At 69.9% G+C, this 26,432-nt stretch carries 23 protein-coding genes; 12 read left to right on the forward strand and 11 right to left on the reverse strand.

The genetic code is table 11. The features are described from left to right. Positions 1-152: 152 nt before the first annotated feature. Together MBA17_RS05225 and MBA17_RS05230 are read right to left on the reverse strand one after the other, a co-directional pair. Positions 153-896 (reverse strand): TrmH family RNA methyltransferase, encoded by a 744-nt coding sequence (locus MBA17_RS05225; RefSeq protein ID WP_238495626.1) that lies wholly within the window; start codon positions 894-896, stop codon positions 153-155. 46 nt (positions 897-942) lie between these two features. After that, positions 943-1,635 (reverse strand): DUF4184 family protein, encoded by a 693-nt coding sequence (locus MBA17_RS05230; RefSeq protein ID WP_238495117.1) that lies wholly within the window; start codon positions 1,633-1,635, stop codon positions 943-945. Positions 1,636-1,818: 183 nt separating this feature from the next. Between MBA17_RS05230 and MBA17_RS05235 the strand changes: the two genes are divergently transcribed. The 9 genes from MBA17_RS05235 to MBA17_RS05275 all read left to right on the forward strand — a co-directional run bounded on the left by MBA17_RS05235 (position 1,819) and on the right by MBA17_RS05275 (position 14,035). After that, complete coding sequence (locus tag MBA17_RS05235; RefSeq protein ID WP_238495118.1) at positions 1,819-2,406, forward strand: cation efflux transmembrane domain-containing protein; 588 nt, start codon at positions 1,819-1,821, stop codon at positions 2,404-2,406. 483 nt (positions 2,407-2,889) lie between these two features. Further along, complete coding sequence (locus MBA17_RS05240) at positions 2,890-4,662, forward strand: substrate-binding and VWA domain-containing protein (RefSeq protein ID WP_238495119.1); 1,773 nt, start codon at positions 2,890-2,892, stop codon at positions 4,660-4,662. Positions 4,663-4,967: 305 nt separating this feature from the next. Beyond that, positions 4,968-6,563: an RNA polymerase sigma factor gene (locus MBA17_RS05245; RefSeq protein ID WP_238495120.1), complete on the forward strand. Its 1,596-nt coding sequence runs from the start codon at positions 4,968-4,970 to the stop codon at positions 6,561-6,563. 227 nt (positions 6,564-6,790) lie between these two features. Further along, the gene (locus tag MBA17_RS05250) at positions 6,791-7,162 is read left to right on the forward strand and encodes a hypothetical protein (RefSeq protein ID WP_238495121.1); all 372 of its coding nucleotides are present in this window, start codon (positions 6,791-6,793) and stop codon (positions 7,160-7,162) included. Positions 7,163-7,390: 228 nt separating this feature from the next. Then, entirely contained in the window at positions 7,391-8,224 is an 834-nt protein-coding gene (locus tag MBA17_RS05255) for a glycosyltransferase family 2 protein (protein ID WP_238495122.1), read from the forward strand. Positions 8,225-8,243: 19 nt separating this feature from the next. After that, a complete protein-coding gene (locus MBA17_RS05260) occupies positions 8,244-9,185 on the forward strand; it encodes a glycosyltransferase family 2 protein (protein ID WP_238495123.1) in 942 nt (313 codons plus the stop codon). After that, positions 9,182-9,985 (forward strand): polysaccharide deacetylase family protein, encoded by an 804-nt coding sequence (locus tag MBA17_RS05265; RefSeq protein WP_238495124.1) that lies wholly within the window; start codon positions 9,182-9,184, stop codon positions 9,983-9,985. The genes MBA17_RS05260 and MBA17_RS05265 overlap by 4 nt, the downstream gene beginning before the upstream one ends. A gap of 56 nt (positions 9,986-10,041) precedes the next feature. Then, complete coding sequence (locus tag MBA17_RS05270) at positions 10,042-11,355, forward strand: lipopolysaccharide biosynthesis protein (protein ID WP_238495125.1); 1,314 nt, start codon at positions 10,042-10,044, stop codon at positions 11,353-11,355. Positions 11,356-11,380: 25 nt separating this feature from the next. Continuing rightward, entirely contained in the window at positions 11,381-14,035 is a 2,655-nt protein-coding gene (locus MBA17_RS05275; RefSeq protein ID WP_238495126.1) for an ICP22 family protein, read from the forward strand. A 466-nt stretch (positions 14,036-14,501) separates the two neighbouring features. On the opposite strand, the gene MBA17_RS05280 is transcribed toward MBA17_RS05275, so the two are convergent. Genes MBA17_RS05280 through MBA17_RS05295 form a run of 4 tightly spaced genes read right to left on the reverse strand, consistent with a single transcriptional unit; the run spans position 14,502 to position 17,025 of the window. After that, on the reverse strand, positions 14,502-14,666 hold the full coding sequence (locus MBA17_RS05280) for a hypothetical protein (protein ID WP_238495127.1): 165 nt from the start codon (positions 14,664-14,666) through the stop codon (positions 14,502-14,504). Between the two features lie 8 nt (positions 14,667-14,674). Further along, the gene (locus MBA17_RS50230) at positions 14,675-15,364 is read right to left on the reverse strand and encodes a winged helix-turn-helix transcriptional regulator (RefSeq protein WP_238495128.1); all 690 of its coding nucleotides are present in this window, start codon (positions 15,362-15,364) and stop codon (positions 14,675-14,677) included. A gap of 9 nt (positions 15,365-15,373) precedes the next feature. Then, positions 15,374-16,084: an alpha/beta fold hydrolase gene (locus MBA17_RS05290; protein ID WP_238495129.1), complete on the reverse strand. Its 711-nt coding sequence runs from the start codon at positions 16,082-16,084 to the stop codon at positions 15,374-15,376. Beyond that, on the reverse strand, positions 16,081-17,025 hold the full coding sequence (locus tag MBA17_RS05295; protein ID WP_238495130.1) for an LLM class flavin-dependent oxidoreductase: 945 nt from the start codon (positions 17,023-17,025) through the stop codon (positions 16,081-16,083). Before MBA17_RS05295 ends, MBA17_RS05290 begins: the two co-directional genes overlap by 4 nt. 102 nt (positions 17,026-17,127) lie before the next feature. On the opposite strand from MBA17_RS05295, the gene MBA17_RS05300 reads away from it, so the two are divergent. Further along, entirely contained in the window at positions 17,128-17,562 is a 435-nt protein-coding gene (locus MBA17_RS05300; RefSeq protein ID WP_238495131.1) for an organic hydroperoxide resistance protein, read from the forward strand. A gap of 81 nt (positions 17,563-17,643) precedes the next feature. Here MBA17_RS05300 and MBA17_RS05305 read toward each other — a convergent pair whose 3' ends face one another. Continuing rightward, positions 17,644-18,474 (reverse strand): nitroreductase/quinone reductase family protein, encoded by an 831-nt coding sequence (locus MBA17_RS05305; RefSeq protein WP_238495132.1) that lies wholly within the window; start codon positions 18,472-18,474, stop codon positions 17,644-17,646. A gap of 533 nt (positions 18,475-19,007) precedes the next feature. Next, a complete protein-coding gene (locus MBA17_RS05310; protein WP_455432697.1) occupies positions 19,008-19,703 on the reverse strand; it encodes a TetR/AcrR family transcriptional regulator in 696 nt (231 codons plus the stop codon). Between the two features lie 352 nt (positions 19,704-20,055). Between MBA17_RS05310 and MBA17_RS05315 the strand changes: the two genes are divergently transcribed. Next, the gene (locus MBA17_RS05315) at positions 20,056-20,427 is read left to right on the forward strand and encodes a beta/gamma crystallin domain-containing protein (RefSeq protein ID WP_238495134.1); all 372 of its coding nucleotides are present in this window, start codon (positions 20,056-20,058) and stop codon (positions 20,425-20,427) included. Between the two features lie 439 nt (positions 20,428-20,866). Here the strand turns inward: MBA17_RS05315 and MBA17_RS05320 are convergent, their stop codons facing one another. Beyond that, complete coding sequence (locus MBA17_RS05320; RefSeq protein ID WP_238495135.1) at positions 20,867-22,324, reverse strand: PQQ-dependent sugar dehydrogenase; 1,458 nt, start codon at positions 22,322-22,324, stop codon at positions 20,867-20,869. A gap of 375 nt (positions 22,325-22,699) precedes the next feature. On the opposite strand from MBA17_RS05320, the gene MBA17_RS05325 reads away from it, so the two are divergent. Further along, positions 22,700-24,832, forward strand: coding sequence for a tetratricopeptide repeat protein (locus tag MBA17_RS05325; protein ID WP_238495136.1), 2,133 nt, complete (start codon positions 22,700-22,702; stop codon positions 24,830-24,832). Here MBA17_RS05325 and MBA17_RS05330 read toward each other — a convergent pair whose 3' ends face one another. Beyond that, on the reverse strand, positions 24,833-25,765 hold the full coding sequence (locus tag MBA17_RS05330; protein ID WP_238495137.1) for a carbohydrate kinase family protein: 933 nt from the start codon (positions 25,763-25,765) through the stop codon (positions 24,833-24,835). Then, complete coding sequence (locus MBA17_RS05335) at positions 25,762-26,421, reverse strand: hypothetical protein (protein ID WP_238495138.1); 660 nt, start codon at positions 26,419-26,421, stop codon at positions 25,762-25,764. The genes MBA17_RS05330 and MBA17_RS05335 overlap by 4 nt, the downstream gene beginning before the upstream one ends. Positions 26,422-26,432: the final 11 nt, after the last annotated feature.

Below are 26,432 nucleotides of genomic sequence, written 5' to 3' on the forward strand. Positions count from 1 at the left end.
GCCCCCTTCGGGACAATAGCGGGCCAAACTCCGATAACTCAGAACCACCCGGGGCGACAAACTGCGAAATACCCCGAATTTCACTACCGGCCACTCGCTAAATGAGAATTGCGACCGGAGTTTTCCTGAGGGCCGTCGCGGAAGGGCCCTCTCTAACGCGTCAGACCGTGACACGCGATCGCGGCGGCCGCCACCACGTTGAGGGAGTCAACCCCCAGGTCCATCGCCGCACGACTCATCGGGATGCACACGGGCTCGTCGGCCTCGTGCAGCCAGCGGGACGACAGCCCGTCACCTTCGGAACCGAGCAGCAGGGCGACCCGATCACCGAGCTCTGCCTCAGGCAGCGGCGTGGCCGTCTGGTCCGGCGTCAGGGCCAGGGTGCGGAAGCCCGCCTTACGCAACTCGGCGAGCCCGTCGTGCCAGTCGGTCATCCGCGCGTACGGCACGGCGAAGACCGCCCCCATCGACACCTTCACCGACCTTCGGTACAGCGGGTCGGCACAACGGGGGGAAAGGATCACTGAGTCGATGCCCAGGGCGGCGGCGCACCGGAAGATGGCGCCCACATTGGTGTGGTCGACGAGATCCTCGAGGACCAGGGCGCGGGGGCCGGTGAGGACGTCGGCGACGGCCGGGAGGGGCAGGCGGGCCATGGAGGCGAGGGCGCCGCGGTGGACCTGGAAGCCGGCGACGCCCTCCATGACCTCGTCGGTGACGAGGTAGACGGTCACGCCGTCGAGGAGGTCGCCCAAGGGCTCCAGCCAGCGACGGGTCATGAGCAGGGAGCGGACCGGGTAGCCGGCGGCGACGGCCCGGCGGATGACCTTCTCGCCTTCGGCCAGGAAGAGACCGCGGGAGGCTTCGAGGCTTTTGCGCAGCTCGACGTCACGCATCCGCGTGTAGTCGGCGAGACGCGGGTCCGAGGGGTCCGCCACAGGCTCAAGCACGCTTGAATCCTTTCACGAGCCGCCAGAGGACCCCGTATCCGAGCAGCAGGACGGACGCGCCGACCACCACGCCGATGCCGTGCTTGGTGATCGTCGAGGCCCACCCCTCCGCCGGCGGATCCACCAGCGGCCAGAGCGCGGCCCCGGCGAGCCCGCCGGCGCCGAGGGCCACCGGCAGCCAGATGCTCCCGCCCGGCCGCAGCCGCAGGCGCGGGATCAGCCACCACGCCACCAGGCCGAGACCGATCAGCGTGGAGGCGTACTGGAGCGCGCGGTACACGGTGATCCAGCCGATCACCGGGGCGGACAGCCAGTCCCAGCCCCAGATGGCGGCGCTGTAACTGTGGGTGAAGGAGTCCCAGAGCACATGGGTGGACGAGCCGATCACGGCTCCGGCCAGCACGGCGGGGGCGCGGCGCAGGCCGTACCGGATGGGGGGCAGGTCGACGACGGCGAGGAGTGGCTCGCGGAGCAGGCCGTGGAAGAGGACCAGCACGACCAGGGTGGCCGCGACGTCGATGGTGAGGATGCCGGGCAGGGAGTGCCAGATGGCGTAGGCAGGCAGGAAGGGCAGGAAGAGCGGCAGGTCGGGCACCATCGCGCCGATCGCCAGGGCCCAGGGATCCAGGCGGCGAGAGTTCAGCAGGGGCAGAACCGCCGCGACGTGGCTGAGAGTGAACGGCACGCACACTCCTGGTTGAGGTGGGAGAAGGGGGAGGAGTTAACCGAGTTTTGCGTGGAGCGGACGTAGTAACGCTAAGTGCCGGGTAGGGTACGTAGCGCTGTCGACGGCCGGGCGTGGGAGGCGAGGGTCATGGTGCCTGACCAACGTGTCCAGTCACGCCCGGCCGCGTCAGCAGAACCGTGGTTGCGCGATGCCCGGCGCGCGAGGAGCCTATCGACGATCACGCTCGGCTGGCTCGGGCTGGAGAGCGGGCTCGCACTCGTCGCCGGCCTCCAGGCGCACTCGGTCGCGCTGATCGGCTGGGGCCTGTCGTCGATGGTGGAGGCGCTCGCCAGCCTGATCGTGGTGTGGCGCTTCACGGGGGCTCGCACCGGTTCGGCGCACGCGGAACGGCGGGCGACCAAGGCGGTCGCGGTCAGCTTCTGGCTGCTCGCGCCTTACCTGGTGGTGCACGTGGCGCACGACCTTGAGGCCGGCCACCGCTCGGTGCCCTCGGCGCTCGGCATCGCGGTCACCACGATCAGCCTGATCAGCATGCCGGTGCTCGGTCTCGCCAAACGGCGGCTCGGGGCCCGGCTCGGCTCGCCCGCCACCTCGGGCGAGGGGACCCAGAACCTGTTGTGCGCGGCGGTGGCCGCGGGAGTCCTGGCCGGGCTGGGGCTCAACACGATCGGCTGGTGGTGGGTCGATCCGCTGGTGGCGCTCACACTGGCGGGGGTGGCCACGCGCGAGGGATGGAAGGCCTGGCACGGGCACGCCTGCCGGCACTGAGCGCGGCGCGCGACGGTGAGGACCGCGACCGGCAGACCTCGTGCGGACAGCACGCGCGCCAGCGTCGCACCCCCGCCGGCCGCCGCCACGACCCGGCACGTACGGCCGGCGAGCGTGACGTTTCTCACCTGAGCGCATTCCCTGAGCGCCCGCCTGACCTCGTCGCGGAACCCGGGAAGGTCGATGAGCACCAGATCGCCGCACCCCGTGACGGCCCTTTCGCGCACCCCGGCCACAGCCGACATGGGCACCCCCATTACGCGACATATCGCGTTGTTACCGCTAACGATACTGAGCGATGACGCTCTGTCAAGATGTATCGCGAAACATGAACACATGCACAAGTTACCGATGCGTACCGTAATCACTGCAGTAAAAGAGGCATGTTGCCAGTCCAAGGCTTCCCAGTATCGTTCCGTCAATATGGCGGACTGTCACCCGATAGTGTGACCAGCCGCATCCACCGACACCTAAGAGGACACCGTGGGCGGACGCCACCGCACAGATGAACTCGAGGACGGCAGCTACGCGCACCAGCCCCCGCCACGCCGTCGTGGCGGCCGGGGCAAGGTGTTCGTCCCCCTCGCCGGGGCCGTCGCCCTCGCCATGCTGCTCGGCGTCGCCGCGTTCGTGATCGTGAACCGCGACCGGGGTTGCGCGGGTGACGAGCTCGCCCTGCGCGTGACGGTCTCCCCCGACATCCGGCCCGCCATCGTCAAGATCGCGGACGGGTTCAACAAGACCGGCCGCGGGGTGGACGGCCGGTGCGTGCGGGTCGAGGTGAAGGGGGCGGCCGCCCCAGGCGTGGCGAACAGCCTGGCCGGCGAGGCGCCCGCGATGGATCTGTGGATCCCCGACTCCAGCCTCTGGCTCGGCCAGTTGGCGGCGAAGGGGGCGGCGAAGGGGGCACAGCTCCCCAAGCCCGTCGGCTCGGCCGCGCAGTCGCCGATCGTCCTGGTCGCCTCGCGTTCGGTGGTGACGGACCTGAAGAAGACCCTCGGCACGGCGAGCTGGACCAGCCTGGTCGGCGCGGCGAACGTGGCCGACCCGGACGGCCTCGCCAAGAAGGTCAGGGTCCTGGCGCTCGACCCCGCCCGGAACGCGGCGGGGCTGGGCGCGATGCTCACCGCCTCCGGCGTGCTGACCGCGGGGGGCGAGGAGGACCAGCTCATCGGGGCCCTCAAGCAGCTGTCCAGATCGCTGGCCCGCTCCCCCGAGGCGCTGCTGTCCAGTCTCGACGTGAAGTCGGGCCGCGCGCCGCTCGGCATCTCCTCCGAGCAGGCGATCTGGGCCTTCAACTCCGACAAGAAGCCCGCCAACCCGGCCGTGCCGCTCTATCCGGCCGAAGGCACCATGAACCTCGACTACCCCATGGTGGTCACCGCGAAGGATCCGGCGGCCCAGCAGGCGGCGCGGGAGTTCGCCAAGGAGCTGTCCACCGAGACCGCGAGGAAGGCCCTGCGCAAGGAGGGCTTCCGGGTCGACGGCAAGGGCGGCGAGGCCCTCGCCGTCGCCGGCGGCTTCGCCGAGAAGGCGCCGCGCACGCTTCCGCTGCCCGAGGCCAAGGCCGTCGCCTCGATGGCCCAGTCGTGGTCGCGGCTGAACCTGGGCACCCGGCTGCTCGCCCTCTACGACGTCTCGGGGACCATGGCGCTGCCCGTCCCCGGCACGGGCACCGACCGGATGCGGGTCATCTCGAAGATCGCCTCCGAGGGCCTGCGCCTGTTCGCCCCGGACAGCGAGATCGGCGCCTGGGAGTTCTCCACCCACCTCGACGGCGACACCGACTACCGCGAGGCCGTCTCGCTCGGCCCGATCACCGAGAACGTCGACGGCGTGCTCCGCAAGGACCTCCTCACCCGGCACCTGGCCACGGTCAAGGCCAAGGCGACCGGCGACACCGGACTCAACGACAGCCTCGCCGCCGCCTACGCCCACATGACCGAGACCTACAAGGCCGACAAGATCAACACACTGCTGGTCCTCACCGACGGCGCGGGCAACGACGACCCCGACGGGGGGATCTCCAACGCCGCCATCCTGCGCAAGCTCAAGGAGCAGTACGACAAGACCAAGCCGGTCAGCATCCTGATCATCGCCTTCGGCCCGGACGCCCCCAAGGGCAAGCGCACCATGGAGGCCCTCGCCAAGGCCACCGGCGGCGAACTCTTCATCGCCAAGGACGTCCTGGAGGTCCGCAAGTTCTTCCTGGAGGGCATGAAGCGCCGCCTCTGCTCCCCGCACTGCGACGGCTAGCCCCCGTACGGCAGGCCCACCCGGCGCCACCCGCCGCCGGCAGCCGGCGTCCGTGGCGCCATGGCACTCCAGCGGCTGTGGCTCCGCGCCGTTACAACCCGCCCGTCGAACCCTTGGCCACCTGAGTCACACAGACCCCTCCCTCCCCCTGTTTCCCCAGGTCATGCCTTCTGGTTATCCCGTAAGCCGGACATCTGCCGGTAGGTCAACCGAGTCGGCGGGGGTGGCGTCCTACGCGTGTGGGGACTGGCGCGGGCAGGTGATTGCTGCCCGCGGACATGCCCGTCCTGCGGGGAGGAAGATCCGTGCCCGGATGGCCGAATGCCGGACGCGCCGACGACCACCGACTGGTCGAGGCGCTGCGACGTGTGGACGGGCAGGCGCCCGTGGACCTCTACGACGCCTATGCCGAACGACTCCACGACTACGCCCGAACGCTTCTTCCCGATCCCGCCGCGGCGGCGGAAGCCGTACACGACGCCTTGGTGACCGCGCACGGGTGCGTGCGGCGGCTCGGTGACGCCAACCGGCTGCGGGCCTGGCTCTACGCGCTGACCCGGTTCCAGTGCGCGGCGCGGACCCGCGGCAGGGGGACGCCGCCGCACGGCTCTCCCGAACCGGAGTTCGACGAGGAGCCCGCGGACCCGGAGCTGGTCGCGCTGGTCCACGAGGTGCTCGGCGAGCTGAACAGGACCGAGCGCGAGGTGCTGGAGTTGTCCCTGCGGCACGGCCTCACGCCCGCGGAGGTGGGCGCCGTGCTCGGGCTGAGCTCCCGGCAGGCCACGACGCGGCTCGCGCGGTCCCGCGACCAGCTGGAGATCGCCGCCGCCGCCGTGCTGCTGGCCAGGACGGGACGGGCGCACTGTCCCGACCTGTCGGCGATGGTCGACTCCTGGGAGGGGCCGCTCACGCCGATGCTGCGCAGGCGGCTGTCCGGCCACATCGGCGGCTGCGAGGTGTGCACCGAGCGCAGGCGCAGGCAGGTCTCCGCCGCTCGGCTGCTGGACCTGACGCCCCCGATGTACCCGCCGTTGTCGCTGCGCCAGCGGGTGGTCGACACCTGTGTGCGGCCGGAGCGCGAGCAGACCAGGACGTTGATCACGCAGCGGTACGACCACGTGGACAAGGCGGGCTTCCCCATCGTGGTCGAGCGCCGTTCCCGCAGGCGGCCGCGCCGGCTCCTGCCGGTCGTCATGGCGGCCGTCTGCGTGCTGGCCGCGACCGGCGCGGTGATCGCGGTCGGCCAGGGCCTGCCCGCACCGGCCGGAGACGTGCGGGCCGCACCCACCGCCGGCGGGCCGCCGGTCTTCACCCCCGATCCGGAGGCCGGCCCCGAAGAGGAGCCGGACGTCTCCCCTGGCGCGGAGGAAGTCCTCCCCGAGGAGACGCCGGAGCCGCCCGGCACGCCCACGCCCACGCCGACGGCCGGACCCTCGACGTCCGCGCCGCCCCGCACCACCCGGCCGACCACGGCGCGGCCCCGGACGTCCCGGCCCGCCACCCGGCGTCCCGCGCCCGCGTCGGCGCCCAGGTTCGCGGTGACCTGCCCGGCCGACCTCGGCGAGTCGGGCGCGGGCAGGATCCAGCTCTCCGCCCGTGGCAAGGCCATGGCGTGGAGCGCGACGGGGACGGGCGGCGTGGCCCTGTCGCCCCGGCGGGGCAGGCTCAAGGCGGGTGCCGGCGCGGGGATCTGGGTCACCGTCGCCGATCCCGGGGTTCCGGGCAGCGGGCGGGTGTCCTTCCGGTCGGCCGCGGGCAGCCCGATCTGCGTGATCACCTGGACCGGTCAGGACGATGCCGCCGAGCCGCCGACGGACCCGCCCACCGACTCGCCCAGCGACCCGCCGACCGACGAGCCGACGGAGAGCCCGTCCACGGAGGCGCCCACCGGCGACAGATAAACGCCTTTACGTCGCTCTTATCACTACAGGACCCCACCGTGCCATACCGTAGAGCGGTATTGTAAGATCATTGGTGCTATATGGGGAATAACGCTACGACTTGGCTCTGCAATCCGGTAAACCATGTCCTGGTGCTACGCGTCGCCATTGACGGCTGTGTGGCGTGATTGGTCCCATTGCACAGTGGCGATCAACCATGCCTTGATCCAGGCAAGGAGCAACAGGGAATGCGCAGGAACCGGAGGGCACTGACGTGGGCCTTGGCGCTCGCGTGCCTCATGGGGGCGGTGATCGCGCTCGCCGACATCGACACACCGTTACGCCTTGTTTTGACGCCTTTGTTCCTTCTGGTCGTTCCGGGTGCGGCAGTCGTCGGACTGTTGCGTGATCGTGACCCTCTGGCCGCGCTGTCCGTCGGCGCGGCGGCAAGTCTCGTCATCAACGTCCTGCTGGCCGAGGCCATGCTGCTCTTCGACGCATGGACTCCGCGGGCGGGCGTGGCGACGATCGCCGTCCTCAGCGGGTTCCTGTACTTTCTGCGAACGCTGCACCGGGGAGACACTGGCCTGCGGACCGAACAGGGGGCGAAGGCAAGGTGAGAGGCACCCTCGCCCGGGCCCGCACGTCGACGCAGTCGGAGCCCTCCGCCGAACCCTCGGGAGTGCGATAACGCTCCCACCGCAACCCTCGAAGCAGCAGCCCAGGACCCTCGCATGCACCGTTCGCGGAATTCGCCATTTCCCCTGATCACGCCGATCGCGAGGCCCCCCGGACCCGTTGGGCAGTCAGCGCCGACGACCGACCGCCCGGAAGGACAGCCCCTCACCATGAGCCCCGAGATCACCAGGTACAACGGCAAACCTCAGGTGACCCCCCTGAGGTCGGTGCCGCCCGTGGAGCGGTTCACCCCGCTAACGTCCCATGTCGCCATCTCCCCGACTGTCAGCGTCGTCGTGCCCGCGATGAACGAGGCGGAGAACCTGCCGCACGTCTTCGCGACCCTGCCCCATTGGATCGACGAGATCGTGCTGGTAGACGGGAACTCTGTCGACGACACCGTCGCCGTCGCCAAGCGGTTGCGGCCTAATGTCCGAATCGTGACTCAGACCGGCAAGGGCAAGGGCAACGCCCTGTCCGCGGGCTTCGCGGCCTGCACGAGTGACATCATCGTGATGATCGACGCCGACGGCTCCACCGACGGACGGGAGATCATCCACTTCGTCGGCTCGCTGGTCACCGGCGCCGACTTCGTCAAGGGGTCCCGCTACGCCTCCGGCGGCGGCAGCGACGACTTGACCTTCAACCGGCGGTTCGGCAACAAGGTGCTCACCGGTCTGGTGAACCGGATCTACGGCACCCGCTACACCGACCTCTGCTACGGCTACAACGCCTTCTGGGCCCGCCACCTGGACGCCCTCGACCTCGACTGCGACGGTTTCGAAGTCGAGACGTTGATGAACATCCGCGCGGCCCGTGCGGGGCTGCGCGTCCATGAGGTGCCCAGCTACGAGCGGTCCCGAATCCACGGCGAGAGCAACCTGCACGTCGTGCGTGACGGAGTCCGCGTGCTCAAGACCATCATCCGCGAGTGGCGGCGACGGCCTGCCCAGCCCATGCCGGAACCGGCCTCCGCACCGGCGGCCGACCGCGGCGTGGCGTAGACCCCGTTAGCGAGCAGGCATGAAGTGCAGCGTTGTCATCTGCGTCTACACCGAGGACCGTTGGGACGATATCCGGGCCGCGGTCGAGTCCGTCGACCAGCAGCGGCGGCCGGCGCACGAGCTGATCCTCGTCGTCGACTACAACCCCGACCTGCGGCTGCGGTTGAAACGGGAGTACCCCCAGGCGATCGTGGTGGCGAACGGCCACGAGAAGGGACTCTCCGGGGGCAAGAACACCGGCGCCGCGACGGCCTCGGGCGACATCGTGGCCTACCTAGATGACGACGCCGTCGCCGACCCCGGCTGGCTGGAGGCGCTGGAGGAGGGCTTCCAGAATCCGGCGGTCGTCGGCGTCGGCGGGCGGACGTTCCCGATGTGGGCGTCCGGCCGCCGCCCGCGCTGGTATCCCCACGAGTTCGACTGGACCGTGGGGTGCTCCTACCTCGGCATGCCCGTACGGCGGGCCCCGATCCGCAATGTGATGGGGGGCAACGCCGCCTTCCTGCGCGAGGTGATCGACGGCGTCGGCGGGTTCCGCACCGGCATCGGCCGTAGCGTCCAGGGCAAGAAGAGCAGGCCGCTGGGGTGCGAGGAGACCGAGTTCTGCATCCGGCTGTCGCAGCGCAGAGCGGGTTCGATCATGCTGTTCGAGCCCGCCGCCGTGATCGGCCACAAGGTGCCGGCGCTCCGGTCCACGTTCGCCTACTTCCGTAGCAGGTGCTACGCGGAAGGGTTGTCCAAGGCGCTGGTCACGGCCAGTGTCGGCAGTGGCGACGGGCTCTCCAGCGAACGCGCCCACGCGTTGCGGGCGCTGCCGCTCGGGGCGCTGCGCGGCGTCGGCGAGGCGTTCCGCGGCGACCTCGCCGGGCTGGGCAGAGCGGCGGCCATCGTGATCGGGCTCGCCTGGACGACCTGGGGATACGTCATCGGCACGGCCCGGCTGCGGTTGGCGCGATCATGACCCGGGTGCCCATCCTGATGTACCACTCGGTCACCGACTCGCCGAACGACGAGACCCGGCCGCTCGCCGTACGGCCCGCCGACTTCGCCGAGCAGCTCGCCTACCTGGGTGCGCAGGGGTTCACCCCGCTCACCCTCGCCCAGCTGGTCGCGGTGGCGAACGACACCTCGGGCCGGGCGATGCCGGCGCGGCCGGTGGTGGTGACCTTCGACGACGGCTACGCCGACTTCCACGCCGAGGCGCTGCCGGTGCTGCAGCGGCACGGCTTCCCGGCCACGGTCTTCCTGACCAGCGGCTGGGTGGAAGACGCCGGTGAGGAAGCGGCGGGGCGTCCGCTCGACGCGATGCTGACCTGGTCGCAGGTGCGGGAGGCGGTGTCCTGCGGCATCGAGATCGGCGGCCACAGCCACAGCCATCCGCAGCTCGACCAGCTCCCCGGCGCGGAGCTGCGCCAGGAGTTGCGCCACAACAAGGCGCTGGTGGAAGATCGCATCGGCCGGCCGGTCACCACGATGGCCTACCCGTACGGCTACTCCAGCGCGCGGGTGCGGCGCGAGGTGCGCGCCGCGGGCTACGTCGCCGCCTGCGCCGTGGCCAACGACCTCAGCGCCACCGGAGACGACGTGCTGGCGATGCCGAGGCTGACCATCGCACGCGGCACCACGATGAACATGTTCCGCCGCGCGGTCGAAGGCCGCGCTGTCCCCCTGATCTATCTGAGAGAACGCCTGCTGACCAAGGGATACGCCGTGGTCCGCAGGACGCGGTACGGCCTGCGCCGGGTGCGCGGGCATGTCTAGGCCCCCGTCGCGCCAGAGGATCACGGCGCGGCGGCGCGACGAGGGGGTACGGCACCATGGGCGCTGGCACGCTGTCCGGCATCGGGCAGAGGCTCCTGCTCGACCTGCGTAACCCGTTGTTCCGTAACGGCTACGCGTTGATGGCCAACACCGCCATCACCGCCGTCCTCGGCATGGGCTACTGGTTGCTGGCCGCGCGCCTCTACGCGCCCGAGGACTTCGGGCGCGGGCAGGCCCTGATCACCGCGATGCGGCTGTTCGCCTCGCTCACCGCGCTCGGCTTCGTCGGGGCGCTGGCCAGGTTCATCCCCGTTTCGGGCAGGCGGACCGCCGAGATCGTCGTGCGCGCCTACGTCATAGCGGGCGCCACCGGGGTGACCGCCGCCCTCGGCTTCCTGCTGACGCTGCCGCTGTGGGGCGAGACCTACGCCCGGCTGTCCGGCTTCGGACCCGGCCTGTTCTTCCTGGTGGCGGTGCTCGTCTGGTCGGTGTTCACGCTCCAGGACGTGACGCTGGCCGGGTTACGCAAGGCCACCTGGGTCCCGGTCAACAGCATCTGCTTCGGCCTGGTCAAGATGGCCATGCTGGTCGCACTGGCCACGGCGCTGCCCGACGACGGGATCTTCGTCTCGTGGATCGTGCCGACGACGATCGCGCTGATCCCGATCAACATCTTCATCTTCGGTTTCGTGATCCCCAGGCACGTGCGCGACAATCCCGGCGGGAACCCGCCGCGGCTGCGGGAGATCGGCCGGTTCCTGGCCGGCGACTATCCCGGCACCCTGTCGATCCTGGCGATCGTCTACCTGATCCCCGTGCTGATCGCGACGCGGGTCGACGAGGCGACGTTCGGCTACTTCTCGATGGCCCACACGCTGGGCTCGCTGATCGAGCTGCTGGCGATGAACATGGCGACCTCGCTCACCGTGGAGGGCTCCTTCGACCGGTCACGCCTCGCCGCGAACGCGCGCACGGCGTTACGCAGAGCCTTTATGATCATCGTGCCGATCGTGGTGGTGACGATCATCGTGGCTCCGCTGATCCTCTCCGTCTTCGGTACGGACTTCGCCGAGGAGGGCACCCTGCTCCTGCGCCTGATGGCCCTGGCCGTACTGCCTCGCGTCCTGATCGAGATCTATCTGAGCGGCCTGCGTACGCGGAGCGAGGCGCGCAAGCTCGCCCTCGTCCAGGTCGGCCTCGCCGTGCTGGTCATCGCGAGCACGGTCGTGATGTTCCCGGCCTTCGGCGTCGACGCGGTGGGGTACGGGCTGTTGTTCAGCGAGCTGCTGGTGGCTGTGTTGATCTTCGGCGGACTACGCAAAATTCTCAATGCCGACGACACCCCGCAGCCGTCCATCGCGGGCAGGTAGCCGGAAAGCCGACATCATGGACCACGTGAGGCAACGGGCAGGCAAAGACATGACCACGGGGAAGACAGGCGACCCGGACGTCGAGGAGACCGAGGCGACCCATCCCGAGCCTCCGGAGGACACCGAGCCGGACAACGAGGACGACACGGCGGTCTTTCCCAAGATCGTGGTCATCGACGACGGGGCGGACGAGGTCGCCCCCGAGCACACCGGCGACGACACCCCTGCGGACTCCTCCGGCGCCCAGGCTCAGCACGACGACGCCCCGGAGCGGCACGACGACGCCCCGGCTCACGACGGCGCCCCGGCTCAGTACGACGACGCTCCGGAGCGGCACGACTCCTACGCTCCGGAGCGGCACGAGGGCTCCTTCGCTCCGGAGGCCGCACACGGGCCCGCGCCCGGTCCCGCTCGCAGGCCCGCGCCCGTTCCGCCTCCCGCCCCCGCCCCCGCCCTCAGCCCCGCGCCGGCCAGGGGGGCGGGCTCCGCCGTGCCCTCGCCGGGCTCCGCCGTACGCCGGGGGGAGCGGCTCGGGCGGGTGCGCGACCGGCTGGACGCGCTGTTGGTCACGGCGCCGCGCTGGGCGCCGCCGGTCCTCACGATCGAGGGCCTGATCATCTACGTGCTGGCGCTGAGGATGTCGCCGGGGCCGCTGCGCGGGGTCGAGCTGGACAAGATCGACGGGCTGGGTCTCATCTCGGTGCTGCCGGCGGCGGCCTTCGGCGCGATCCTGCTGCTGATCCTCGCCTTCTTCGTCACCGTGGCGCAGAACACCGACCGCAAGGGCCTGCTCCTCTTCCAGCTCGCCACGATCACCTTCGCGCTGCACGGCGCCGCCGCGCTGGTCGAGGACGAGCCGCGGTTCCACACGGCCTGGGTGCACGCCGGGTTCGTGGAGTACATCGCGCGGACCGGCGACACGCTGCCGGGGCTGGACGCGAGATTCTCCTGGCCGGGCTTCTTCGTGCTGTTCGCGTTCGTCACGCGGGCGGCGGGGATCACCGACCTCTCGGCGATCCTGCAGTGGACCCCGCTGCTCTCCAACCTGCTCTACCTGTTGCCGTTCGTGCTGTTGCTGCGCCTGGTCGTGGCGACCACGCGGGCCCGGTGGTTCGCGGCGCTGTTGTTCATCCTGGTCCAGTGGATCGGGCAGGACTACTTCTCCCCGCAGGGGTTCACCTTCGCGCTGTATCTGGCGTTCGTGGCGATCGTGCTGCGCTGGTTCGGCAAGGTCGATCCACGGACGAAACCCCTGCCCGCCAAACGTGGCGTTCGCCGGCTGGTGGCGAAGCTCGACTCGCTCACTCCCGGCGAGTTGTCCATCGCCGTCCCCTCCCTCTCCGACCGCGTGATCATGCTGACTCTGCTGATCATCCTGTTCGCGGCGTCCACGGCGGCGCACCAGATCACGCCGTTCATGATGCTCGGCGCGCTGACCGGGCTCATCCTGCTCCGCCGTACCAGCCTGTCGATGGCGCTGCCGTTCTTCCTCGGCCTGACCGTGCTCGCCTGGATCAGCTACCAGGCCACGTCGTACTGGACCGGGAACATCGACCACATCTTCGGCGGCATCGGCCGGATCTTCGCCACCTTCCAGGAGAACACCGGCGACCGGATCTCGGGCACCGACCCACAGCACGCACAGGTCCTGCGGGTACGGCTGGGCATCTGCGGCGTGATCCTCTCCCTGGCCGCCGTGGGCCTGGTGCGCCGCCTGCGCCGGGGAGTCGGCGACCGGGCCGCGCTCGTCCTGCTGTGCATCCCGGTCCTCGCCCTCGCGCTGCAGAGCTACGGCGGCGAGATCGGCCTGCGGATCTACATGTTCGCCCTGCCTGGCGCCTGCATCCTGGCCGCCTACGCCTTCTTCCCGAACCTTCCCGCCGGCGCGGACACGGGCGAGGAGACCGTGCCGGACCGGCGGCGCAACGTGCGTTTCGACCCGCGACTCACCCGGCGGATCTCGCTCGTGCTCGCGGCCGTCTGCGCGCTGGCGCTCTCGATGGCCTTCCTGGTCGCGAGGTACGGCAACGAGAAGTTCGAACGGGTCACGCCGGGCGAGGTCGCCGCCATGCACTACGTGTACGACCACGACAAGCCCCGCGCCCAGCTCCTCTATCTGGTGCCGACGCTCGGGGAGGAGATCACGCCCACCATCCCCTGGCGCGAGCGCGACATCGAGAACGTGGAGTACCGCGAGGTCCAGGTGCTGCCGAATCCGAAGGTGATCGCGCAGGTGACGCGCTCGATCAGGAACCTCGGTCCGCAGACCTACGTGATCGCCAGTCAGGCCCAGGCCCACTTCCTGGAGCTCAACCACGGCTTCCCGAAGGGCTGGGGCGACCGGTTCCGGGCCGCCCTGGACGCCTCCCCCCAGCTCAAACGCGTCTACTCCAACGAATCCGCCGCCGTCTACACGCTCAAGACGTTCCCCAAGGGCCCCCGAGCCATGCAGCCCCCCGGCTACGAGCTCCCGCCCGACGCCACCACCGCCTGGACCCCGTTCGGCCTCGTCGGCCTCGCGGTGAGCTGGATCGCCCTCTTCGTCTACGAGGTCCTCCGCCTTCGCGGCACCGGCCACGCCCGCCGGGGCCGCCGCCGCATGCTCGTCACCGGCGGCATCGCCTTCGTCATCGCGGTAGGCGTGATCATCGAACGCTTCCTCGTGATCGGCTTCCTCTAGGCCGGCGACCGTGGGCGCCCGCCCTCGCGCACGGTCGGCTGTCACTGCTCGACTTCGAGACCGACCTCGGCTGCCTTCCTGGCTGTAGGTTCTCGGCCGGCGTGGGCGAGCCACTGAGGTGGCGCGTTGGAAGGGGCGCGCGTCGCCTCCGCTCGCGCGCTGCCATCGTGCGACGGCATACCGCGGACATACCCCGGCTTGACAGGCTGATGTTCGCGAAATCGTCCCACGTAAGGAATGACATGAGGAAACTGCCGGCCGTCCTGGTGCTCTGTGCGAGTGTGCTGACCCTGAGCCTGAACGCCGCCCCCGCGCAGGCGGTGCCCCGCGACTGTGCTCATGGGGTCAAGAAAACTACCGCTGGTACCCACGTGGCTTGGGGAAAGTGCACGTCTGGGAAGGGTACCCAGAGGGTGGTGGTCGACTGCAGGACACAGGCTAACAAGCCTTCGAGCGAAGCCCGGTACTACGGCCCCTTCGTGATTGTGGGCAAGGTGTCGGAGAAGGCATGCCCGGCGAACAGGCCGGTCGCCGTCTGGACGACTGTCTGGCCCAGGTGAGCCGAGCCCCGCACGCAGATGCCCGAGCCGTCCACGCGAGTAGCGGTGGGCAGTGCCGTCCCTGATCTCACGGGCCGCTTCATGACGCGGGGGTCTGTGCCGCCGATCGGGTTTGCGGGGGTGGAAGCCGGAACAGCTGGTGCAGTTCGCGCAGGGCTCGCTGATCGCCGGAGGCCGAAGCGGCGCCGTCACTGATCGCTTCGGCGAGGGTCGACCGGCCGGCGGCGAGGTCGCGGAAGACCTCACCGCCGATCGTGATCACCACGTCGGGGTGCTGGGCCGGGCCGTGCACCGTTTCGATCGTGCCGTCGTCGATGCGGGCGTGGAAGACCTCCTCCTCGACGCGGAACTCATACAGTGCGCGCAGGCCGGCGGCGGCCTCGGCGTCGAAGCACGCCCTTAGGCCGAGCACGGCCCAGCCGGGGTGGAAGGTCTCCTGTTCACGGGGTTCGTCCATTGCCCATTTCAGGCCCCACCGGGCCAAGGCCAGCACTGCGGGGCCGAGCTCCTCGCCGGCCTGGGTGAGGGCATAGGCGGGCGTGCGGGCCGGCGGAGGGAGGGTGACCTTGTGGACCAGCCCTTCGCGTTCCAGATGCTTCATCCGTGCGGCCAGCAGGCCGGTGCCCAGGCCGCGCAGGCTGTGTTGCAGGTCGCCGAAGCGCTTGGGGCCGGTCAGCAACTCGCGGATCAGTAGCAGGGTCCAGCGTTCCCCGACAAGGTCGAGGGTGCGCGCGGTCGCGCAGTACTGGTTGTAGGTTCGCTGTTCCACTTCAGCATTCTAATCCTGACGCTTCTCGTTATTGAACTGGAACGTGTGGGCCTCCAAGAGGACGCGGGCCAGAGCCTGCGGGTGGGTGAGCATCACGTCGTGTGGGCCGTCCAGGACGATGGTCCGGTACCCGATCGTCGCGGCGAACTGATCGAAGGCATAGGTCTGCGGCCGGCAGTAGACGCCGGTGCCCGGTATCCGATCGACGGCTCCGCTCAGCCGGGTCTTCTCGGTGAAGGTGCGCAGTGGCTGAGGTCGCATACGCGCGGAGAGCCAGCGGGCATCGCCGGGATCGGTGACGCCGAACATCGCCGGAGCTGGGGCGGGGATCTGGTTGTCCACGCTGGTGCCGGCGGCGGCCTGGATCGCGTGGACGAAGGGCTCAGGCGCCAGGCCGAACATGCTGGCGCCGTCGTCGCCGGCCCAGCCGTCCACCAGGATGACGTGGTCCACCAGCCCGGGTCGCAGATCGGCCGCCTGCCGGACGACCAGGCCCGCATAACTGTGCCCGACCAGCACCAGGTCGTCCGTCAGGGTGTCGTCAGCCGCGGCGTCCAGGGCGGTGAGGACCTCTTCGACGTGCGCGTGCAGGCCGATGTCGCCTTCCAGGGTGAGGGCGGGGGTGATGGTGCGCACCCCCGCTCGGTGAAGGAACGGGGTGAGGCGGTCCCAGGCCCAGGGGCCGTGCCAGGCGCCGTGTACGAGGACGAAGGTGGTCATGGACGTCCTTTCGTGCGGATCAGGGGCATCACACGGCCGGCGAACTCTTCCATGGCCGCGTGCTGGTCGTCGGCGGCCAGGCGGATCACCAGGTGGCGTGCTCCGGCGCCGGTGTAGGCGTTGAGCCAGTCGGCGGCCTCGCCGGGCGGACCGGCGAACATGGCCTGGATCGTCTCGACGGCTTCCAGCGGGGCGTTGTAGTAGCGCTCGATGCTGGTTCGCAGACGCCTGCGCGCGCGCTCGCGGTCCTCGTCCAGGCACAGCGTCGCGTACAGCGCAGGGGTGAGCGTGCGGGCCGCCGACTGCTGGATGACGGCCAGGTCGCGAGCATAGTTCTGTACGGCAGGCGGATAGGGCAGCCAGCCGTCGGCCAGGCGCGCCACCCGCCGCAGCGCCGGTTCGCCGCCTCCCGCCAGCCAGATCGGCGGGCCTGCCGGCCGAGTCGGGGCAGGAGCCAGTCTCACGTCGTGGAAGTCGAAGTGCCGGCCGGTGAAGGAGACCTCCTCTCCGGTCCACAGCCGCCGCATCGCCTCGATCGACTCCTCCAGGCGACTGATGCGGCGATGGAAGTCGACACCGACCGCGGCGAACTGGGCCTCGGTGTTGGCGTTGGGGAATCCGCCGCCCATACCGACGATCAGCCGCCCGTCGGCGAGCCGGTCCAAGGTGGCGAGCTGGTGCGCCAGCAGGATCGGATGGCGCAGCGCGGGCAGCAACACCGCGGTGCCGAGCGTGATGCGTCGAGTGGCGATGGCCACGGCCGCCAGGAGAAGCATCGGGTCGGCGCGCGGCCTGGTCACGGGGCTGTCGCCGGCCCAGACGGAGTCGAAACCCAGTGCCTCGGCGCGGCGTGCCTGGTCGATCAGCTGGTTCGGCTCGTGGTCGCCACGGACCGCCTGATCGCGTGTCGGCAACAGGTAACCGATTCTCGGTGAAGCCATGTGGTCGCCTCTCGGGGTCGTCAGGTCCCTGATCCTAGGCGTTGACTTCCTGATTTTGAAGTCTAAGCTTCATTTTCAGGAATTTACGAGAAGGGACTCATCATGACGAGCGCGCTTTACACCGCACAGGCCCACGTGACCGGCGGCCGAGCGGACGGCCACGGGCGTACCACGGACGGCAGGCTGGAGGTGGAACTTCGGCAGCCCAAGGAATTGGGCGGGGACGGTGAAGGAACCAACCCCGAGCAGTTGTTCGCCATCGGCTACGCCGCCTGCTTCGCCGCCTCACTGGCACTGGTGGGGCAACGCAGGCGACTGCGGGCGGATGACGTGGCGATCGACGCGAAGGTCATGCTCATCTCCGCCGGCACCGGCGGGTTCAAGCTGGGCGTCGAACTCGAGATCGAGCTGCCGTCGATCGCCGACGCCACCCAGGCCTCCGACCTGGTCCTGATGACACATCAGGTGTGCCCCTACTCCAACGCCACCCGCGGCAACATCGACGTGGCGCTGGTCGTCAACGGCACACGACTGTGACACCCGCCGCGCGATGGGTGCGCCTTCACCAAGAAGTGCACCCATCGCGCGGTGTGCGCGTTTTCACGCACCATGGCTGACTCAGGTGGTCAGCGCGTTCAGGATCGGGACCAGTTCCCGCTCCTCGTAGTCCAGGTGCGCTTCCAGTTCCGCGGTGAGTCGTTCGACCTCGGCCATGAGCACGCCGGGATCGGTCGCCTCGCCGGACAACAGGGTCTGCAGCCCGGTCAGGAGCCGGTCGACCGTCTTGTGCTCGTGGCGCAGCCGTTCGATGACCGGGGCGAGTTCAGGGTGCCGCGTCTCCACGTAAGGAAGGAAGCCGCCGTCCTCGATGGTGTGGTGGTGGTGCACCCCCTGGCACAGGGTCAGGCAGTTGACGCGTAGCTGCGCGCCCAGGCCCGGCCCCGACTCGGCGATCTCCTTGCGGATGAGGGCGAGTTCCCTGCGGAACGCGCCGTGGACCGCCACCAGTGCGTCGCCCAGCGGCCCGGCGGGCGGCCCGCTGTCCTCGGGGCTGAGGGCGACGATGGGAATGATCCGATTAGTCCGGGCCTGGTAGTCGGCCCAGCCGGGGTCCGCCTCCACCGCGCGGGCGAAGAGACGGTCGCGTTCCGCGCCTTCCAGGACGGTCGCCCGCGCCGGGAAGGTGAAGACGCCGTTCTCCACGGTGACGCTCGGCTCGGCGACGATGTTGTGGTACCAGGCCGGATGGGCCGGCGCGCCGAAGGCGGAGGCGATGATCAGCATCCGCTCGCCGTCCGGCAGGTAGCCGAGCGGAGTGGTACGGCGCGCGCCGGTCCTGGCCCCGGTGGTCGTCAGAAGGAGCAACCGGCCTCCTTCGAAGGGGCCGCCGACCCGGCCGGCGTTGGCGCGGAACTCATCGATGATCTGCTGGTTGAAGTCGTTGGGCATGCTTGTCCGCTCCAGGCGTGAGAAAGTCGCGTTGGTGGTGAATGACTGCGGTACGGATCACCGCACGCCGACCCGGCAGCGGGCATGGAGCCTCGATGGGCGCGCAGAAGCGGCCGACCGTCAGCCGGTCACCGATCTGTGCGGGGCTCGCATACGACGGCGGTGCTCGGCACCACCGGACGCAGGGGAGGGCGCGCGGGCGCTATGCGCTCAGGCGCGGCCTGTGAAGTGTGAGTTCACGACATCATCCCTCCGTGCCACTGCCGTCATCCAGGCCGACGACACGCGACATGCAGGCAATTACAAGCCCTCAGCGCCGACGTTGTCAAGGCGGTTCAGGCGGCAGGCCGGCCAGGCGGCGGGAGCGCTTACTCGCCGATGGCTGGTGGGCATCGAGCCTGCCGACGGCTCCCCTCAGACGGCGGACGGGTCAGGCGGCGGAAGCACCACCAGTGGGATCCGGCCGCGTGGGACAAGGCCGAAGTCAACGCCGAGCTGGGCAGGCTCGCGAAGCGGTGGGCCAAGCGCGACGCCTAGCCGTCGATGATCCGATCGAGCCAGTCGCCCAGCAGTCGGCTCTCGGAAGGGCTGAGGACCTTCACGTCCGCGAGGGCAGCCCGCAGGGTGATGGCGCCGGCCACGACGTCGTTCCCGGTACGCGTGAAGCCGGTCAGGGCGGGATCGGTGATCGCGTTGATGACCGCTTCGCGGACGATCCGGGCGGCGTCCATGTCGCGTTCTGGCTCTGGGGTGGCGATCAAGGCCAGCGTGGTGCCACGACCAGCCGCATGGATCACGCGCGCCGCACGCTGCTCCGGGACGCGGAGGCGACCGGCCAGGGCCACACGATGCACCAGCCCGGCGAGGATCTCCGCGGCCTGCTTCGCCCCGTCGGGCTCGGCACCTGGTCGTGGACTCCCGTAGATCAGCGAATACAGAGCGGGCTCGGCGAGACCGAACCCGACATGCAGATCCCAACCACGCCGCAAGTCCTCCACGGGGTCGCCGCTGGGTGTCATGCCCCGCTTCTCGGCGAGGTATGACGTGAGCCCTCGACTGGCTACGGCATCCAGCAGGCCCTGCTTGTCACCGAACAGCCGGTACAGGATCGGCGCCTGCACGCCGGCGGCCTTACAGACCGCCCTGGTCGAGACGGCGTCTCTTCCTTCACTCGCCAGCAGGTCCGCCGCAACGTCGAGGATCGCTTCCCGCTTGTTCATGCTGCACATGAATCGATGTTAACGGGCATTCGCCACAACCGATAACTTCTCCGCTAACACCCTATTGTTATCGGCTTGATGCAGTGCTAACTTTTTAGTGTTAGCACGTGAACGAGGAGGTTGTTCATGACACCACGTAGCCCTGATGACCGCCCGCCGCACCGGCGAAGCCGGTCGCTGGCAGACGGTCGATCCGGGCCAGACGACCGCGAACGCGATCACGGGGACGGTTGCAGATCGCGGTGACCGTCGGCGCCCAGGTAGATGTCGGCGGCGCGGCAACACGGCTCCGCGAGATATTCACCGAACTCATCAATGCAGATGCTTCCACTGCCACAATCCGCAACAAAGGAGAATCTCCATGAAACGAATCGCCAAACGGGCGGTCCTGGCCGCCTTAGCGTCTATCGCGGTGACGGCCTCACTTACCATCGCCACCTCGACGCCCGCGTACGCGATCAATGAAGTCCCATGCGCCGGCCGGGACGACCTCGTGCGCGCCACCATCCACGCAACCCATTCCTCGTCAAACGACTACTGTTACGCCAACGCCGGAGAGGATTACTACGACCTGTCGCTCTGGTGGGTCACCCGGATTTCGACCGGCAACAACCGCGTCCAGTGGTACGGGGACGGAAGGTGGCAGCCTGCTCAGCCGATCCCGAAGTACACCACGTTCACCTGGCCGAACCACCCTGGTGGAGTCCGCATAGCCGGGATCAGGATCCTCTGAACCACCGGCGATATCGGGAGCGGCGATCCTGCCCGATCGCCGCCCCCAGCCGGCAGAGCCACTTGCCACAGCCCCCGCGAACCGATGAACCGCACCTTCCACCGCACCGCGAACCTCATCGGCCGGCCGGGCCTCTGTAGGCCGCCCCACGACCACCCGCATCGGAACGGCCAGTGACGATAAAACGAGCCCGCCGGGCTCCTTAACGTCACTGGCCGTTCGGTTGCTGCAAACGCACGCTATTACAGCGGACGAAATTTCCGACTACCCCAACCCGTGGTCTCCGGACGTCAATGTGCTGGCCTGCGGACCGCTTCACGGAGGACGGGGGTGTGAGTTCACGTTAGCAGCCCTGAGGTCGCTCCCAGGAAGTGCACTCACTCGCCGATGACTGGTCGGCATCGAGCCTGCCGACGGCTCCCCTCAGACGGCGGACGGGTCAGGAGGCGGCGCAGTTCACGGTGGCCGGGACGGCGTTGGTGCCGGTCCAGGCGCCGGTGAAGCCGACCGTGGTGGTGGCGTCCGGAGCGAGGGCGCCGTTCCACGGGGCGTTCGTCACCGTCACGTTCGATCCTGCCTGGGTGTGGGTTCCGCCCCACATCTGGCTGATCGTCTGCCCGCCCGGGAAGGCGAAGGTGACCCGCCACGAGGTGATGGCCGGCCCGGTGTTGCGTACGGCCAGCTCGCCCTGGAAGCCGCCCTGCCACTGGCTGGTGACCCGGTAGGTGGCGGCGCAGCCCGCCGGGCCACCCGTGGGGCCGACCGTGGGGGTGACCGTGGGAGTGGGGGTCGTCTGGGTGACCGGCGGGACGCGGACGATCCGGTCGTCGGCGGCGACCGGGCTGCCCCTGCCGTCACGGTTGCTGGTGGCGATCCAGAGCCAGCCGTCCGGCCCGACGCCGACCGTGCGGAGCCTGCCGTACGCGCCCTGCAGTTCGGCGGTGGGCGTGCCCGCGCCACCGGCGGCGGTCACCGGGACGGTCCACAGCCTGGTGCCGCGCAGTCCGGCGGCGAACAGGGTGCCGCCCGCGAAGGCGAGACCGCTGGGCGAGGCCTGGGCCGTCGTCCACGTCACGATCGGATCGCGGAAGGAGGCGTTGCCGCAGGTGCCCTCGCAGGTGGGCCAGCCGTAGTTGCCGCCCGCGACGATGGCGTTGATCTCGTCCCAGGTGTTCTGCCCGAACTCGGTGGCGAACAGGCGGCCCTGCTGGTCCCAGGCGAGTCCCTGCACGTTGCGGTGGCCGTAGCTGTAGACGAGCGTGCCGAACGGGTTCCCCGGCGGGACGCCGCCGTCGGGGCGCATCCGCAGGATCTTGCCGGCCGGGGTGCCGAGGTTCTGCGCGTTGCCCGTGTTCCCGGCGTCACCGGTGGCGACGTAGAGCAGGCCGTCCGGGCCGAAGGCGATGCGCCCGCCGTCGTGGATCGTCGCGCGGGGGATGCCGGACAACAGCACCTGCTGCGTCTGGGCCGAGCTCAGCCGGAAGCGGACCACCCGGTTGTCGGAGGCGGTGGTGAAATAAGCGTAGACCCACTGATCCTGGGCGTACGTCGAGGCGACCGCGATGCCCAGCAGGCCGCTCTCCCCCGACGCCGACACTCCCGGCACGGTGGCGACGTGGACCGGCGTCGCGCCCGGCCGCACCTGCATGATCCGGGCGGTGTTCCGCTCGGAGACCAGGGCGCTGCCGTCGGGCAGGAACGCCATGCCCCACGGCACCTGCAACCCCGTGACGGCGACCTGCGCCCGCGCGAAGTCGAAGCCACTGGCCATCTTCGCCCCCGCGGCGTACGGGTTGAGCACCGCGAACAGCACCAACGCCACCGCCACGACCAGTGGGGGAACCGAGCGCCTGAGCATCACGAACTCCTCGCTGCCGACCGTACGCACCGTAGGCATGCGAGCGACACCCGGGCAACCACATCGCGGAGTCAGACCGCGTGACCAGCGAACCAGGTACGGCGGGCGGCGAAACTTTCATAGGACACCGTGCCCGGTGGAACTCATCGCCAGGCGTGTCCCGATTCACTCAGCCGGTCCGGCGTCCGGCTCGCACAGCCATAACACGTCGCCTTCCTACGGCCCGCGAATCGGTTTCACGGATTGGATCGGCGACGCTCCGTCAGCATAGACTAATGCCGTCGCCCCTCCGGTGGTAATTTCGGCACGTAGGAGGTATGAATACGTTATCAGGCTTATTTACATGACAAAATAGTGGACTAGTCGACATCGGTGTCGTGAGTTTACTTTCGTCCCATTGATGCGTTGCAGGCGATGAGCAGAGAGTCTTACGGCGAACCCCCCGGCGAAGGTCACGTCAACGAGTTGGGCGGGACGATCTTCGGGCCGGCGGTGCAGGCACGCGACGTACACGGCGGAATCCACCTGCATCAGGCGTCCGTCCTGTTGCCCACGCCGAGCCAGCTCCCGGCGGTGAGCATCTTGGTCAACCGGGATGAGGCACTCGCCCAGCTCGACGCCACCCGGGCCCGCCGCGGCGGCTCGGGCGTGCCCGGCGTGGTGGTCCTGAGCGGTCCCGCCGGGATCGGCAAGACGGCGGCCGCGCTCCACTGGGCACACCGCCGGCGCGCCGACTTCCCCGATGGCCAGCTGTATGCCGATCTACGTGGCCACGCGATGGACGATCCCGCGGAGCCGACGGAGATCCTGGGGCAGTTCATCAGGGCCTTCGGGGTGGCACCCGACCGGATTCCGGGCGAACCGGCCGAGCGCGCCGCGCTGTACCAGTCGCTGGTCACCGGGCGCAGCCTGGTCGTCGTGCTGGACGATGCGATCTCGGCGGCGCAGGTGAGCCCGCTGCTTCCGGCCTCGGCGAACAGCGTCGCACTGGTGACCAGCCGGTGGCGGTTGGCCGGGCTGCTGGCGCGCGGCGCACGGAGCATCCAGCTGGAACGGCTCAGCCCGGAAGCCGCACTTGAGCTACTCGAACTGAGCCTGGGTCACGACCGGATCGAGGAGGATCTCGACGCCGCTCGTGTCCTGGTGGAGTTGTGCGCGCGGTTGCCGATCGCGCTGTCCGTCGCCGCCGCGCGACTGGCCACCCGGCCGCACCGGCCGCTGACCGAGATGGTCGAGGCACTCACCCACGAAAGGCACCGGCTCAGCGCGCTCTCGACGGAGGACGACATGACGATCCGGGCCGCCTTGACTCTGTCCTACCAGGGCCTGCCGCCATCCGCCGCCCGCCTTTATCGGCTGCTCGGAATATATCCGGGCACGACATTCAGCACCTGGGGAGCCGCCGCCGCCGCTGGGCTGCCACGTTCTGAGATCCGGCCGCTGCTGGATATTCTCACCGACGCCAACCTGCTCGATGACTTACCGGGCGACAGTTATCGCTATCACGACCTGACCCGATTGCACGCCCGTGAAATGGCCGAGCGCGAAGAACCGGAAACCGTCCGCGCAGAAACCATCCGGCGCGCCCTCGACTGGTTTCTGCACACGGCGACGGCGGCAAGTCGGGCAGTGGCTCCCTACCGTGACCTACCCCGGCCTGCGGTGCTGCACGAACCCGCCGAGCCGATCGCCTTCTCCGCCGCGGCGGACGCACTGACCTGGCTGGAACACGAGTTCCGCAACCTGCGGACGGCTGCCCGGACGGCCCTCGACCGAAGGCTCTACCGAACCACCTGGCAGCTGGTCGACGCGATCTGGCCGCTGTTCCTCCATCGTGGCCACTACGCGGAACGGCTGGACGTCGACCGGATGGGGCTGGAGGCGGCACGCGCCGGCGCCGACTCCACCGCCGAGGCCAAGATGCTGAACCGCACCGGCCTCGCGCTGCGGGCCCTCGGCCGGCTCGACGAAGCGGCCGAGGACTTCCGGCAGGCGGCGGAGCTCTGGCGTCGGCTCGGCGATCTTCAGCGACTGGCGGGGGCGCAGCGCCGGTCGGGGCTCCTCGACATGGACCGCGGCCGCCTCGACCTGGCCATCACACGTTTCACCGAGGCCATCGCCGGCTACCGTACGGCAGGCGAGCCGCGGCGGGCCGCCCGCACCATGTCCGATCTCGGCGACGCCCTGATCAGAAGTGATCGTACGGCGGAGGCGGTCGCCCATCTCACCCAGGCGCGGCGGCTCCTGGGCGGCGAAGCCGACCCCTACAACCAGGCCCGGGTGCTGATCCTGCTCGGCCGGGCACGCCGGACCGACTCCGCGGTCGCTGTGGATCTGGCCGCCCAGGGGCTGCGGGCGATGCGAGAGATCGGATCGGAGACGGGTGAGGCGCTCGCTCTGCAGGTACTGGGTGAGCTCGCCGCGGACGCGGGGCGGCGCGACGACGCGCGCCGCCACTACGAGGACGCCCGACGGATCCTCAGCCGGATGGGAACCGGCACCGGCCATCTCGACGAGGCGCTGACCCGGCTCGAAGGCCCCGGGTGATCAGGTGTCCCACCTGCCGGCGACGACGCGGGGCGGGTGCGACGCCTGAAGCTCGGCCAGTCCGGCACCGGTCAGCGACACCGACGCCGGAGTCCGGTGCCCGACCTTCCAACCGGCGTGGGACACCCCCGCCCGGAGTGACCGCACCACGTCCCCCGTTTCAAGCCAGACGTGTAGGAAGGTAGCGAACAGGGCATCGCCTGCCCCCGAGGTGTTGACGACGCCACGGGGCGCCACCGCCTCGACCGTGACCAGCCGCCCGTCCCGCGTCCCGGCGAGCGCCCCTCGGGCACCCAGCCCGACGGCTGCCAGCTTGCAGCGCGGATGACGGGCGAAAACGCTGGACACCCACCGCGCGGGCGGCTGCGGCAGACGTTCATGGCTACAGAAGACGATCTGTGCCGCGTCGAGCCATGGGCGGTTGTAGTCACCGGCCAGATCGGCGATGAGGTGAACGTCCACCGCGATGGGAATGTCCAGCGCGGCGGCGGCGCCGAGCAGCGGCCGTACGAACTTCGCGTTCGTCAGGACCAGGAGATCGGCGTCGCGGGCCTGTTCGGCGAACGTTTCCGGGGGATATCGGAGCTGATTCACGGGGGCGAGATGGGGAAACCCCATCCGGCGTCCGTCCGGACCGACGAGGACCACACCCAGCGATGAGCAGGCTCCGTCGATCACGCCCGGCCCCAGCAGGCCGTCACGGCTCAGCTCCGCCCGGATCGCGGTGCCCGCGGCGTCGGACCCGACAACCGTGCACAGGCGGGCGTCGTCGCCCAGGGTGCGGAGAACCCGTGCGATGTGACCTGCGGCCCCGGACACTCCGCCGGCCAGCCAGCGAGGTGCGCGGGTGGGCTGAAACCGCAAGGGGAACTCCGCCACCCCGAGTGACAGGTAGAAGCTGGTGACCCCGGCGACAAGGATCTTGTGGGTCACCGGGCCACCTCCCCGACGGGACGGCGAGCCAGCCGGATGCGCGCCCGGCCGGCCACGTGGAGCCGTCCGGTCCCGTCGGCGGCCGGGCCGGTGGAGTAGTGGCCGGCGATCACCGACGCGGTGGCCAGCCCTTCGAGCGGCATCCGCCCGGCCCGCCAGCAGTAGAGGAATGACCCGAAGGCAGCCGCCCACGGGTCGGCGCCGGCCGAGAAGCCGGCCGTCCCGGCGATCTCGGCCAGCCTGCCGTCCCGCATCCCGGCGAGACAGCCCCGGGGACACCGGTCGACGGCGACCGCGCACCCCGGGTGGCGATCCAGGACACGCGCCACCCGGTCGGCTGGAGGCGGGCACGAGCCCTCGGACCGGCCGACGAGGACGTCGGCCAGCTCGCGCCAACGCCGATCGGCGGCATCGTCGGAATGGACGACGATATGCGTGTCACCGACGACGAGATCACCGGCCGGCAGGCCGCAGGAGGCGAACTCTCCGGCGAGCACCATCAGGTGGGGCTCACGGAGTGGGCCCACGCGTGGGATGACCAGGATCGCCGGCACGGCTCCCCTGTGCTTGGCCGATGGAGACACGGCTGGTCCGCGGGTCAGGCACAGCGGACGGCCGAGCCGGAACAGATGCGCGGCGGTCAGCTTTTCGAACACGGTCCGCCTCC

The organism is Dolomitihabitans soli, assembly GCF_022213955.1.
GTDB lineage: Bacteria > Actinomycetota > Actinomycetes > Streptosporangiales > Streptosporangiaceae > Streptosporangium_A > Streptosporangium_A soli.

Coding starts and splice junctions, on each gene's coding strand:
- MBA17_RS05225 (WP_238495626.1), bottom strand. CDS start 896: ATGCGTGACGTCGAGCTGCGCAAAAGCCTCGAAGCCTCCCGCGGTCTC.
- MBA17_RS05320 (WP_238495135.1), bottom strand. CDS start 22,324: ATGCCTACGGTGCGTACGGTCGGCAGCGAGGAGTTCGTGATGCTCAGG.
- MBA17_RS05290 (WP_238495129.1), bottom strand. CDS start 16,084: ATGACCACCTTCGTCCTCGTACACGGCGCCTGGCACGGCCCCTGGGCC.
- MBA17_RS05315 (WP_238495134.1), top strand. CDS start 20,056: ATGAAACGAATCGCCAAACGGGCGGTCCTGGCCGCCTTAGCGTCTATC.
- MBA17_RS05265 (WP_238495124.1), top strand. CDS start 9,182: ATGACCCGGGTGCCCATCCTGATGTACCACTCGGTCACCGACTCGCCG.
- MBA17_RS05310 (WP_455432697.1), bottom strand. CDS start 19,703: ATGTGCAGCATGAACAAGCGGGAAGCGATCCTCGACGTTGCGGCGGAC.
- MBA17_RS05270 (WP_238495125.1), top strand. CDS start 10,042: ATGGGCGCTGGCACGCTGTCCGGCATCGGGCAGAGGCTCCTGCTCGAC.
- MBA17_RS05295 (WP_238495130.1), bottom strand. CDS start 17,025: ATGGCTTCACCGAGAATCGGTTACCTGTTGCCGACACGCGATCAGGCG.
- MBA17_RS05300 (WP_238495131.1), top strand. CDS start 17,128: ATGACGAGCGCGCTTTACACCGCACAGGCCCACGTGACCGGCGGCCGA.
- MBA17_RS05325 (WP_238495136.1), top strand. CDS start 22,700: ATGAGCAGAGAGTCTTACGGCGAACCCCCCGGCGAAGGTCACGTCAAC.
- MBA17_RS05255 (WP_238495122.1), top strand. CDS start 7,391: ATGAGCCCCGAGATCACCAGGTACAACGGCAAACCTCAGGTGACCCCC.
- MBA17_RS05305 (WP_238495132.1), bottom strand. CDS start 18,474: ATGCCCAACGACTTCAACCAGCAGATCATCGATGAGTTCCGCGCCAAC.
- MBA17_RS05250 (WP_238495121.1), top strand. CDS start 6,791: ATGCGCAGGAACCGGAGGGCACTGACGTGGGCCTTGGCGCTCGCGTGC.
- MBA17_RS05260 (WP_238495123.1), top strand. CDS start 8,244: ATGAAGTGCAGCGTTGTCATCTGCGTCTACACCGAGGACCGTTGGGAC.